The organism is Mesorhizobium sp. M6A.T.Ce.TU.002.03.1.1, from assembly GCF_003997275.1.
Classification (GTDB): Bacteria; Pseudomonadota; Alphaproteobacteria; order Rhizobiales; family Rhizobiaceae; genus Mesorhizobium; species Mesorhizobium mediterraneum.
The window spans coordinates 22,713-33,572 of sequence record NZ_RZTI01000062.1; the positions used below are offsets into that span (position 1 = coordinate 22,713).

General features: G+C 62.1%; 11 protein-coding genes. 9 read left to right on the top strand and 2 right to left on the bottom strand.

Annotated elements, in window-relative coordinates; genetic code table 11:
• The first annotated feature begins 27 nt into the window (after positions 1 to 27).
• From lgt to EOC93_RS18850, 6 genes are all read left to right on the top strand, one after another.
• Entirely contained in the window at positions 28 to 882 is an 855-nt protein-coding gene (gene lgt, locus EOC93_RS18825) for a prolipoprotein diacylglyceryl transferase (protein WP_127205364.1), read from the top strand.
• Complete coding sequence (locus EOC93_RS18830; protein ID WP_095488845.1) at positions 879 to 1,967, top strand: class I SAM-dependent methyltransferase; 1,089 nt, start codon at positions 879 to 881, stop codon at positions 1,965 to 1,967. The genes lgt and EOC93_RS18830 overlap by 4 nt, the downstream gene beginning before the upstream one ends.
• 116 nt (positions 1,968 to 2,083) lie before the next feature.
• Entirely contained in the window at positions 2,084 to 2,878 is a 795-nt protein-coding gene (pgeF, locus tag EOC93_RS18835) for a peptidoglycan editing factor PgeF (protein WP_095488844.1), read from the top strand.
• Positions 2,878 to 4,029 carry a Xaa-Pro peptidase family protein gene (locus EOC93_RS18840; protein WP_095488843.1) on the top strand — a complete coding sequence of 384 codons (1,152 nt, stop codon included), beginning with the start codon at positions 2,878 to 2,880 and terminating at the stop codon, positions 4,027 to 4,029. Before pgeF ends, EOC93_RS18840 begins: the two co-directional genes overlap by 1 nt.
• A gap of 54 nt (positions 4,030 to 4,083) precedes the next feature.
• Entirely contained in the window at positions 4,084 to 4,686 is a 603-nt protein-coding gene (locus tag EOC93_RS18845) for a hypothetical protein (protein WP_127205365.1), read from the top strand.
• 155 nt (positions 4,687 to 4,841) lie between these two features.
• Entirely contained in the window at positions 4,842 to 5,777 is a 936-nt protein-coding gene (locus tag EOC93_RS18850; RefSeq protein ID WP_065011960.1) for a ribose-phosphate pyrophosphokinase, read from the top strand.
• Positions 5,778 to 5,862: 85 nt separating this feature from the next.
• Here EOC93_RS18850 and EOC93_RS18855 read toward each other — a convergent pair whose 3' ends face one another.
• Positions 5,863 to 6,735: a helix-turn-helix transcriptional regulator gene (locus EOC93_RS18855; protein ID WP_127205366.1), complete on the bottom strand. Its 873-nt coding sequence runs from the start codon at positions 6,733 to 6,735 to the stop codon at positions 5,863 to 5,865.
• Positions 6,736 to 6,858: 123 nt separating this feature from the next.
• Between EOC93_RS18855 and EOC93_RS18860 the strand changes: the two genes are divergently transcribed.
• Together EOC93_RS18860 and EOC93_RS18865 are read left to right on the top strand one after the other, a co-directional pair.
• Positions 6,859 to 8,109 (top strand): MFS transporter, encoded by a 1,251-nt coding sequence (locus tag EOC93_RS18860; protein WP_164759192.1) that lies wholly within the window; start codon positions 6,859 to 6,861, stop codon positions 8,107 to 8,109.
• Positions 8,110 to 8,259: 150 nt separating this feature from the next.
• Positions 8,260 to 9,426: an FAD-dependent monooxygenase gene (locus EOC93_RS18865; RefSeq protein ID WP_127205368.1), complete on the top strand. Its 1,167-nt coding sequence runs from the start codon at positions 8,260 to 8,262 to the stop codon at positions 9,424 to 9,426.
• 82 nt (positions 9,427 to 9,508) lie between these two features.
• On the opposite strand, the gene EOC93_RS18870 is transcribed toward EOC93_RS18865, so the two are convergent.
• Positions 9,509 to 10,108, bottom strand: a complete 600-nt coding sequence (locus EOC93_RS18870; RefSeq protein WP_095488838.1) for a TetR/AcrR family transcriptional regulator — start codon at positions 10,106 to 10,108, stop codon at positions 9,509 to 9,511.
• 266 nt (positions 10,109 to 10,374) lie between these two features.
• Here EOC93_RS18870 and EOC93_RS18875 point away from each other — a divergent pair, with 266 nt between their 5' ends.
• The gene (locus tag EOC93_RS18875; protein WP_348627605.1) at positions 10,375 to 10,719 is read left to right on the top strand and encodes an anthrone oxygenase family protein; all 345 of its coding nucleotides are present in this window, start codon (positions 10,375 to 10,377) and stop codon (positions 10,717 to 10,719) included.
• The last annotated feature ends 141 nt before the right edge of the window (positions 10,720 to 10,860 follow it).

Below are 10,860 nucleotides of genomic sequence, written 5' to 3' on the forward strand. Positions count from 1 at the left end.
AACGTGATCCGCAACCGGGAGATCCTGTTGAGCGAGTATCTTATGCTGCCGCTGGCGGCCCTGCCCTTCCCCAACATTGACCCGGTCATCGTCCAGATCGGACCGCTGGCGGTGCATTGGTATGGCGTCGGCTACATCGTCGGCATTCTCTTCGCCTGGCGGTATGCCAAGCGGCTCGTCACCAATGCAAGGCTCTGGCCCGACGGCACCGTGCCTATGAAGCCTGAGGATCTCGACGACTTCATCGTATGGGCGGCCATCGGCGTGGTGCTTGGCGGACGCACTGGCTACGTGCTGTTTTACGACCTGCCACGCTACATCGCCCACCCGCTCGATATACTCGCCGTCTGGCAAGGCGGCATGTCGTTCCATGGCGGCCTGCTCGGCGTCATTCTCGCCATGACGCTGTTTTCCTGGTCGCGCGGCATCCGCACATGGTCGCTGTTCGACGTGGTTGCAGCTGGCGTGCCGGTCGGCCTTGGCCTCGTTCGCATGGCGAATTTCATCAACTCCGAACTCTGGGGCAGGCCGACCGATGTTCCATGGGCGGTCGAATTTCCCAATGGCGGCCCATTTGCACGCCATCCGAGCCAGATCTACGAGGCGCTGCTCGAGGGCCTGGTGCTGTTCCTGATCCTGCGCTTCCTCACCCATTCCAGGCTCAAGCTAAAGACGCCGCGCTTCGTCGGCGGCGCCTTCATTTGCGGCTACGGTCTCTCGCGCATCGTCGTCGAATTCTTCCGCGAGCCCGATCAGCAGCTCGGCTATCTCCTCGGCACCGGCTGGCTGACCATGGGCATGGTGCTGTCGCTACCAATGGTGCTTGCCGGCGTCTGGGCGATGGCGACTGCAAAGCCGGTAACACAGCCCCAGCCGGTATGACCCGGCTGAAAACCCGCATCGTCGAGCTGATCGGTGCGGCGGGACCGATCCCGGTCAACCAATACATGGCGCTTTGCCTGTTCGATCCGCAGGACGGCTACTATACGACGCGCGAACCGTTCGGGGCTGCCGGCGACTTCGTCACCGCGCCGGAGATCAGCCAGATGTTCGGCGAGTTGGTCGCTGTCTGGCTCTACGAAGCCTGGCTGGCGACCGGCCGGCCGATGCCGGTCACCATCGCCGAGATCGGTCCTGGCCGCGGCACGCTGATGAAGGACATGCTGCGCACGCTTTCGCGGCTCGATCCGGCGCTGACCGCCGGCGCATCCTTCGCCATGGTCGAGACCAGCCCGCGGCTGATAGATGTCCAAAAGCAAACGCTTGCCGCCACGCCGGCCACGATCGGTTGGCACGAAAGCACGGGCACGCTGCCGCAGACCCCGCTTTTCATCGTCGGCAACGAATTGTTTGACGCTGTGCCCATCCGACAGTTCGTCCGCGCCGGAACAGGCTGGCGCGAACGGATGATCGGCCTCGACGGCGCGGACGAATTGCACTTCTTCGCCGGCGCCGGCTCGGTCGATCCGACGCTGTTGCCGAACGACGCCGAAAATGCGCCACAGGGCGCGATTGTCGAGGTCGCGCCGGCCCGAGCCGCGCTGATGGCGACCATCGCTGAGCGATTGGCCGAGCTCGGTGGCGCTGGCCTATTCCTCGACTATGGCTATCTCCGGCCAGGGATCGGCGACACGTTGCAGGCCTTGCGCAAGCACGATCACGAAGATGTGCTGGCCAATCCGGGCGAAGCCGATCTCACCGCCCATGTCGATTTCGCCGCCCTTGCCGCGATTGTGCGGGCGCACGGCCTCGATGCCCATCTCTCCACGCAAGGCGAATTCCTGGTGGAAATGGGCCTTCTCGAACGCGCCGGCCAACTCGGCGCCAATGCCGATGAGGCGGCTCGCGAAAAGATTGCAGGCGAGGTCGAGCGCCTCGCCGGCCCGCAAGCCATGGGTGACCTCTTCAAGGTGCTTGCCGTCCTGCCTGCCGAAATCGCCGTTCCGCCCTTTGCACCAGCGGATTGACTTTTCGCTGCCGCCTCTCCCACTCTCCCAACTTCCGACTGTCGCCCAACTTTGGACTTTCGCCCATCTTTGGACTGTAGCTTGACGAAATCGCCCACACGGACAACAACGCCGCCATGCTGAATCAGACCAAACCGGATCCCGTTCGGTCGCACTTGCTGGAGAAGGCGCGGGCGCAAGGCATTCGCCACGGCTATTTCACCCGCGTCGGCGGCGTCTCCAGCGGCATCTATCAGGGCCTCAACATCGGCACCGGCTCGAGCGACGACCAGACGCAGGTAGCCGAGAACCGCCGCCGCGTCGCCGACTGGATGGGCGTGCCTTCAACCCATCTCTTGACCGCCCACCAAATCCATTCGCCCGACGTCGTCATCGCCAGGGAGCCTTTTCCCGGCGAGCGGCCAAGGGCCGACGCCATCGTCACCGACCGGCCGGGCATCGCCGTCGGCGCCTCGACCGCCGATTGCGGACCGGTCCTGTTCGCCGATGTGGAGGCGCGTATCATCGGTGCGGCCCATGCCGGCTGGAAGGGCGCCTTGTCAGGCGTGCTGGAAAATACCATTGCAGCGATGGAAGGCCTCGGCGCCCGGCGCGAGCGCATCGTCGCCGTTCTCGGTCCTTCCATCGGCCCAGAAAACTATGAGGTCGGGGCGGAATTCGTCGCCCGCTTCGTCGAGGCCGATGCCAACAACATCCGCTACTTCGCGCCGTCGGCGAAGTCGGGACATGCAATGTTCGACCTGAACCTCTATACGGTCGATCGGCTAAGCCGGGCTGGCGTCACCGCCGACGGGCTTAGCCGCTGCACCTACGCCGAGGAGGATCTGTTCTATTCCTACCGGCGCACCACGCATCGCAACGAGCCGGATTACGGGCGGCAGATTTCGGCAATCGTTTTGGAGACAGAATAATGGCGCTGCATTTCGAACGGTCGGAATTTGACGCGCGGCGCGATCGGCTGATGATCGAGATCGCCGAAAAGAAGCTCGATGCCGTCCTGCTGTTTGCGCAGGAGAGCATGTACTGGCTGACCGGCTACGATACGTTCGGCTTCTGCTTCTTCCAGTGCCTGGTGGTGAAGGCAGACGGTTCGATGATCCTGCTGACGCGCTCGGCCGATCTGCGCCAGGCGCGCCACACCTCGATCATCGACAACATCGTGCTGTGGACCGACCGCGACGGCGCCAATCCGGCGATTGACCTGCGCAATTTGCTCAACGACCTCGACCTGCTCGGCGCCCGCATCGGCGTCGAATACGACACCCACGGCCTGACCGCCTACAATGGCCGGCGCCTGGACGAACAATTGCAAACCTTTGGCCAGATCGCCGACGCTTCCGGCATCGTGAGCCGGCTGCGCCTGTTCAAGAGCCCGGCCGAGATCGCCAAGGCGGAAAAGGCCGCGAGCCTCGCTGACGACGCGCTGGACGCGGCCCTGCCACTGATCAAGCAGGGTGGCGACGAAGCCTTGATCCTTGCCGCCATGCAGGGCGCAATCTTTGCTGGTGGCGGCGACTATCCGGCCAATGAGTTCATCATCGGCTCGGGGGTGGACGCACTGCTTTGCCGCTACAAGGCCGGCCGCCGCAAGCTGACCAAGAACGACCAGCTGACGCTCGAATGGGCCGGCGTCTTCCACCACTATCATGCGGCGATGATGCGCACGGTGCTGACCGGCAAAGTGTCGAAACGTCACCAGGAACTGTTCGATGCGGCGCGCGCCGCGCTTCTGGCCGTCGAGAAGGCGATGACGCCCGGAAATACCTTCGGCGATGTGTTCGACGCGCATGCCCGCACACTCGAGGCGCACAATTTGACCAAGCACCGTCTCAATGCCTGCGGTTATTCGCTCGGCGCCCGCTTCACTCCGTCATGGATGGACATGCCGATGTTTTATCAGGGCAATCCCGAGCCCATCGCGCCAAACATGACGCTGTTCGCCCACATGATCATCATGGACTCCGAAACCGAGACCGCGATGACGCTTGGCCGCACCTATCTGACGACCGAATCGCAGCCGAAGCCGCTGTCCCGCCATGATCTCGACTTGATCGTGCAGTGAATCCATAATGATAGGGATTCAAAGGGCGTTCATCGCCAAGGAGTTTTGAGGCAAATGAGGCGATCGCATGTGACGACCGTGTCATTGCTCGCGGCGCTGGCGTTGGCCGCCTGCACCAATGCGAAGGACGTTCTCGAACCCTCGGCCATAGCCCCGCAGTCGACACAGGCCGTGCCCGCAACCGGCACGGCTGCAGCACCGCAGCCTTCCGCGACGGCACAACCTTCCGCCCCTGCACAGCCCGCAACCACGACCGTGCCGCCCGCAAAAAGCGCCGCCGTCATCGCACGAACCCGCCTGCAGGTGGCGCCGATCGTCGGCGCGTCGGTAGAAGCCGCCACACCGTTGACCGCGGAGCTTCAGACGCGAGCCAAGCAGCGCGGCATCATCTTGGCAGGCAGCGCCGGGCAGACCCCAACGCACGTGCTGAAAGGCTATTTCTCGACGATGTCGGAAGGTAAGGATACCACCGTCATCTATGTCTGGGACGTCTATGACCCGGCAGGCAACCGGCTGCATCGCATCAACGGCCAGCAGAAGGCACCGTCGGTCAATGGTGGCGAAGGCTGGGCTGCTGTCGCGCCGGAGACCATGCAGGCGATCGCCGATCAGACGATCGACCAGTTTGCCACATGGCTTGGCGGTCAGGCGGGCTGACACGTTGCAGGCTGCCCTCGCCGTAAACGTTTATTGAGATTAGCCGGCGGATTCCCGATCACGACGCTTGCAATACCAGCACGGGCCGCTAAAAGCCCGACTTAAGAGGCTCAAGAGAGTCTGCCAGAGTCTCCATCCTTCACCAGGAACGGTGCATGAAGCTTTTCGCGGGCAATTCCAACAGAGTGCTGGCCGAAGCGGTCGCCCGCTATCTCAACATCCCGCTGGGCAAAGCCAGCGTCAGGCGCTTCGCCGATCAGGAGATCTTCGTCGAGATCCAGGAAAATGTGCGCGGCGAGGATGTCTTCATCCTGCAGTCCACCTCGTTCCCGACCAACGATCACCTGATGGAACTGCTCATCATGATCGACGCTTTCATGCGCTCATCGGCCAAGCGCATCACGGCGGTCATTCCCTATTTCGGCTATGCCAGGCAAGACCGCCGCGCCTCGGGCCGCACGCCGATCTCGGCCAAGCTGGTCGCCAACATGATCACGCGGGCGGGCGTCGATCGCGTGCTGACGCTGGATCTCCATGCTGGCCAGATCCAGGGCTTTTTCGACATCCCGACCGACAATCTGTTTTCAGTGCCGGTCATGGCCCGCGACGTGAAGGCGAAATACAAGCAGCTTGCCAATGTCATGGTCGTGTCGCCGGATGTCGGTGGCGTGGTCCGCGCCCGTGCGCTCGCCAAGCGCATCGATGCCCAGCTTGCCATCGTCGACAAGCGTCGCGAGCGCCCCGGTGAATCGGAAGTCATGAACGTCATCGGCGACGTGCGCGGCAAGGATTGCCTGCTGATCGACGACATCATCGATTCGGGCGGTACCTTGTGCAATGCGGCCGATGCGCTGCTTGCCGGCGGCGCCACCAGCGTCACCGCCTATACCACCCACGGCGTTTTGTCCGGCGGCGCCATCGCCCGCATCGGCGCCTCGAAGCTGCAGGAACTGGTCATTACAGATTCCATCCAGCCGACCCAGGCGGTGCTCGACGCCAGCAACATCCGCGTCATCTCCATCGCCGACCTAATGGGTGAGGCGATCTCGCGCACGGCGACCGAGGAATCGGTGTCGAGCCTATTCGACTAGCGCACCGACCACGAAACGATTTTCAGCCCTCGATAGGGATGCTCCCGCATTATCAAAGCCCACCATCGGGCGCGCCACTCCTAGGCTACAGGACCCGCGCCGGCACATTGGGCCGGCGAACGCCTTCGCCGGCATCCCGCGCGCCGCGCATATAGCCGCGCGGCGATGCTCCCAGCATGCGCTTGAACATAGTGATGAAGGCCGGCACGCTGTCATAGCCGAGATCAAGCGCCACCCTGGTGATCGGCTCGCCGTCCGCCAGCCGCGGCAAGGCCGCGAACAGGCAGGCCTGCTGGCGCCACGTCGATAGCGACAATCCGGTCTGGCGATGAAAGGCACGCGTAAAGGAACGGCGGCTCATGCCGACGATATCGGCCCATTCGTCGATCGTCGCATGCGGCGAGGGTGCTGCGACGAAGCGCCGGCACAGCGCCGCAAGCTTTGGATCTGAAGGAAAAGGCAGGCCGAGCGGCCGTTCCGGCAGGCTCGGGATTTCATGCAGCAGGAGGCTCATGATCAACCCGCCGCGCCCCTCCAACTCGCCGCCCTGTGGCAACTTTTCCGATTCCACAATCAGGCTGTGCATCAGATCGGTGATGCCGACGACGCGTAAGCCATGCGGCAGCCCCGCAATAGCGTCCGGCATCACATAGACCGAGCGCATGCTGACGTCGCCAAGCATCTCGACGGAATGCTCGGTGCCGGCGGGAATCCACATGGCATGATCGGGCGGCACCATCCAGCGCCCATGTCGCGTCGTCACCAGCACCACGCCGACAAGCGCATGCAGCAACTGGCTGCGGTTATGGCGGTGCTGCGGCACGTGGTAGCCGTCGGGATATTCGGTCGGCAGGGCCACCGCTGGCCCGACGGCCTGCTCCAGCCACTGCCAGCGGCGCTCATGCAACTGCCCGAGATCGCTGTCGCCAGCTTTGAAGATTTCATTGCCGTGCGGCATTGGGTAATGGCCCACTCGCGAAACTATTGGACCAAACCACGAAAGAAGTCGCCCGGCAAGTGACTTATAAGGCAACCGGCTACGCCTGCGGGAGCGCCCGCCAAAAAGTCCACGGAGCATGCCTTGACCGACACGACAGCCACCACCGTCGCCACCCCTGTTACGGCCAGCCACACTTCGGCGCAAGCGACGGCCTTCACCGTCATTCTTGCGGTGAGCTTCTGCCACTGTGTCAACGACATCATGCAGTCGCTGCTGTCGGCCATCTATCCGCTGCTGAAGGACAATTACGGCCTCGATTTCTGGCAGATCGGCCTTTTGACCTTCACCTTCCAGGTGACGGCCTCATTGCTGCAGCCGCTGATCGGCATGGTCACCGACAAGCGACCGATGCCCTATTCGCTGCCTTACGGCATGGCGGCCTCGCTGATCGGCCTGATCGTGCTGGCCTATGCCGGACATTATTCGCTGCTACTGATCGGCGCGTCGCTGATCGGCATCGGTTCGGCGATCTTTCACCCGGAATCCTCGCGCATCGCCCGTTTCGCCTCGGGCGGCAGGTTCGGCCTGGCGCAATCGCTGTTCCAGGTCGGCGGCAATCTCGGCCAAGCCATAGGGCCGCTGCTGGCTGCCTTCATCGTCGTGCCCTTCGGCCAGACCAGCATAGCGTGGTTTGCCGTCGGCTCGCTGATCGGCATCATCGTGCTGTGGCGGGTCGGCGGCTGGTACAGCCGTCTTCGCGCCTCGCTCGCCAACCGCAAGGCGGCGAGTTTCGTCTCGCCCTTTCCGCGCCGCAAGGTGATGGGCGCGCTGGCGGTGCTGACCTTGCTGGTGCTGACCAAGAACGCCTACGTCGCCAGCCTCGCCAGCTACTACACCTTCTACGCCATCGATAAATTCGGCGTTTCGGTGCAGATGTCGCAGGTCATGCTGTTCCTGTTCCTCGGCGCCTCGGCGCTGGGTATCCTGCTCGGCGGCCCGTTCGGCGACCGCTACGGACAGAAGCCGATGATCTGGTTCTCGATCGTCGGTGTCCTGCCCTTCACGCTGGCCCTGCCCTACGCCAATTTCGAATGGACGATGGTGCTGACCGTGCTGATCGGCCTGATCCTGTCCTCGGCCTTCTCGAACATCGTCGTCTTCGCCCAGGAACTGGTGCCGGGTCGCGTCGGCATGATCGCCGGCATCTTCTTCGGCTTCGCCTTCGGCATGGGCGGCATCGCCGCCGCCGTGCTCGGCGTCGTCGCCGACATGAAAGGCATCGATTTCGTCTTTCAGGTCTGCTCGTATTTGCCGCTGCTCGGGCTGCTGACGGTTTTTCTTCCCAACATGAAGGAAGCGAGGAAGATCGAGGACGACGCCACGATAGGGTGAAGCTTGGGTTGGACCTCGGCTTTCTCCCAAGTCAGGCCGCGCGAAATGGCAACTCGATGGGAACTCGCGCTGTAAGGCGCTCGTTAAGAACGAGGCCAGGATTGGATACACCAATCACAGCGCTACTCAGAATTCTCAGGGATGGAGGTCATGCGGGCAGTCATCGTTGGCGCCGGGATTGCGGGACTTTCGCTTGCCAAGGGGCTTCGGCTCCTTGGCTGGGAGGTCGAGATTTTCGAGCAAGCGAGCGAATTGAAGCCTTTGGGCGCAGGTCTCAGCCTGAGCGCCAACGCGCTTCGGGCTCTGCGCACGCTCGGGCTTTACGATGCGGTTGTGGCCAATGCGCAGGCGATACACCGGCTCGACCTTCTTGACGACAAAGGCCAGGTTCTTCAATCGACGGATTTTCAGCGCTTTAGCCAGCGGTACGGTCATCTCAGCATGGCTGTGCTGCACCGAGGCGACCTTCACAAGGCCCTTCTTTCGCAGCTACCCCACTCGATAATTCACACCGATATGGAGTGCGTCGATGCACGTGACTTGGGTGATCGCATCGTTCTACGCTTCGCGAATGAGGAGAGCGTGGGGAGCGATCTGGTGCTCGCCTGCGATGGCATTCACTCCGTGGTTCGCAAGGCGCTGTTTCCGCAATCGAGGGAGCGCTTCGCGCGTTATGTCTGCTGGCGCGCAATCGCGCCAGGCCTTCCACAAGGAATGGACCCCACCCGCCTGACCGAGAGCTGGGGGGCCGGCAAACGGATCGGCCGAGCGGCGATTCCCGGCGAAAGAGTCTACTGGTTTGCCTGCAGCGGCGCCGACCGCGTCGGCGATCCCAAACTGGCGCAGGCCGATCTTGCCGAGGTGCGCGCAATGTTTTCCGGTTTCCACGATCCGATTCCGGAAATCTTCGATCGGACACCTGCCGGCTCGATGATCTGGACGGACATTCTCGATCTCGACCCAATGCCTGCGTTCACCCGCGGCAGGGTGGTCCTGCTTGGCGATGCCGCCCATGCCGTCACCCCTGATCTGGGACAGGGAGCGGGACTCGCGATTGAAGACGCGGCGGTGCTTGCGGCTTTGTTCGGACGGCATCCGATCGGGCAGGCAATCCGCGAATATGACAAGCGTCGCCTCGAAAGGGCGCATCGCGTTGCATCCGAATCGCGTTTTTACGCCGGAGTTGCGCAATTGCGGAACCCGATTGTCGTCCCTCTCCGCAACTTGCTGGTGAAGAGCATCCCTGAGCGTTTCATGGACCGGCAGTTGGATTCGGTTCTCGACATAGACTTCGAGCCGGTCAGGATCGCCGCGTAGCGCCAAGCCTCCATGCATGGCCTTGGAAACCGACCTATTCCTGCTCGCCCTATGCATAACCACAGATCGAGCAATTTTGCCGTCATGTGCTGCAGAGCTTTCTAAATGCACTGATCGCGGCAACCACTCTCGAATGGACATCCTTGTCTGAAGGAACCGGCAGCGTGCTAATGACCCGCCGGATCTGCAGATCACCAATCAGCAGGTTCAAGAACCAATCGGCCGCGATGCGTGCAGATGGCGCGGCGAGCGCGCTGCTCTCCAAGCCGCGCTGGATCAGTTTCTCGATCAGCGGGAATACCGAATCGCGACCACCTGCGGCAATCGTCGCACCCAATTCGCCACTTTCGTCAGAAGCAGCCGCGCGGTTAAGGGAAATTGCCCGCTCGCCAAGCAGCATCGAAAGGAGGATCGGAGCAACATCCTCAAGGGTTACCAGAGGATCGGCTTCGTCCCTGATTGCCGCATCCAGTGCCGCTTTCGTCGTCCTTGCATTGTTCTCGACCATCGTCTTGAACAAGCCCTTCTTATCGCCATACCAGCGATAGAGAGTTTCGTTTGACGCCTTTGCCTCTTTGGCTATGCCAAGCATGGAAGTCCCGCCATAGCCTCTCTCCTTGAGAAGCTTGTAGGCTGCCCTCTCGATCTGTGCTCGACGCGCAGCCTTGGTGTCCTCGCGCATTCCAATCTCCGAAACTGCCAATCTGCGAAACTGCCAAGCTTGGAAACTGCTTGACCAAAACCGTACACTTTTGTACGTATATGTAAAAGCGTACACGATGATACGGTTTTATGGAAACTGCGATGCCCGGGATAGTGGCAGGACTGTCGGTCACATCGATTGTATTTTCCGGGGCGATTTTTGGATTTTTCTACGCTTGGGTCTGCTCCACAATGTGGGGCCTCGATCAGACTGATCCGCGCGTGGCAATCGAGGCAATGCAAGCGATGAATGCGTCGGTTCGCAACGCCGTGTTCTTTCCGGCATTCTTTCTGACGCCGGTCGTCCTGGGGCTCACGGCTGCCGCGATGCGTTTCGATGGCCGCAAGTCGCCTGCGTTTTGGTTCGCGGCGGCAGCGCTCGTCTATCTGACATCAGGCCTTTTCCTCACATTGACGGTGAACGTGCCAATGAACGAGGCATTGGCCGCAACTGCCATTCCCGACGATATCGAGACTGCGCGCCATATCTGGCAGGATTATTCACAACGATGGCAGTTCTGGAACCAGGCCCGAACCATCGCCTCAGGAATCGCCTTGGTTTTTGCCGGCCTCGGTCTGGTGAGGTTGTGACCGGATCGCCTGGCCCGGACGACGCAGCGGCTGGGCGCTTGTTCCTGTTCGTTTCGGTCGTATTGCTCCCGGTCACAGAGCCTGGGCCCCGCACCGCCGAAAATTCAGGTGAGATACTGCCCACCCCCAACTGCTTGCCCC